This window comes from Vibrio sp. Vb0304 (assembly GCF_033338995.1).
Taxonomy (GTDB): domain Bacteria; phylum Pseudomonadota; class Gammaproteobacteria; order Enterobacterales; family Vibrionaceae; genus Vibrio; species Vibrio alginolyticus.
The window spans coordinates 643-1,281 of record NZ_JAWOTT010000180.1 but is presented as its reverse complement, the minus strand read 5'-3'; the positions used below and the strand labels follow the sequence as shown (position 1 = coordinate 1,281).

Annotated in this window: 2 protein-coding genes; both read left to right on the top strand. The window is 45.9% G+C overall.

Annotated elements, in window-relative coordinates:
- A partial coding sequence (locus R7P35_RS24800) for a putative dsRNA-binding protein (RefSeq protein WP_318093026.1) occupies positions 1–97 on the top strand: 97 nt, incomplete at its 5' end.
- The coding region (era, locus tag R7P35_RS24795) for a GTPase Era (protein ID WP_318093021.1) at positions 90–639 on the top strand (550 nt) is incomplete at its 3' end. The genes R7P35_RS24800 and era, both read left to right, overlap by 8 nt.

Here is a 639-nt window from a genome sequence, read left to right as displayed (position 1 = left end):
AGGTGTGGATAAGCCTGTAATCGGTAAAGGCACCAGCCGCCGCAAGGCAGAACAGGCGGCAGCAGAAACAGCACTAGAGCAATTAACTAATGGCTGATAACGAATTCGATATCGATGCGTTTTTCGCATCACATGGTGAGGTGAGCTCACCGGAAAACCAGCATTGTGGTTTCATTGCCATTGTTGGTCGTCCTAACGTGGGTAAATCGACGCTTCTGAACAAAATTCTAGGTCAGAAGATTTCGATCACGTCACGTAAGCCACAAACGACGCGTCACCGCATCATGGGCGTCGACACAGATGGCGATTACCAAGCGATTTACGTTGATACACCAGGACTTCACATTGAAGAAAAACGTGCAATCAACCGTTTGATGAACCGCGCTGCAAACTCATCGTTGAGTGACGTGAACCTAGTTTTCTTCTTGGTCGATGGTACCCATTGGACTAAAGACGACGAGATGGTGTTGACCAAGCTTCAGAAATCGAACTTCCCTGTTGTACTTTGTGTTAACAAAGTCGATAACGTGCAAGATCGTAATGAAGTGATGCTACACATGGCTGAAATGTCTAAAAAAATGGACTTTGTCGATGTAGTGCCAATCTCTGCGAAGCAAGGTAAGAACATTGATGTATTGC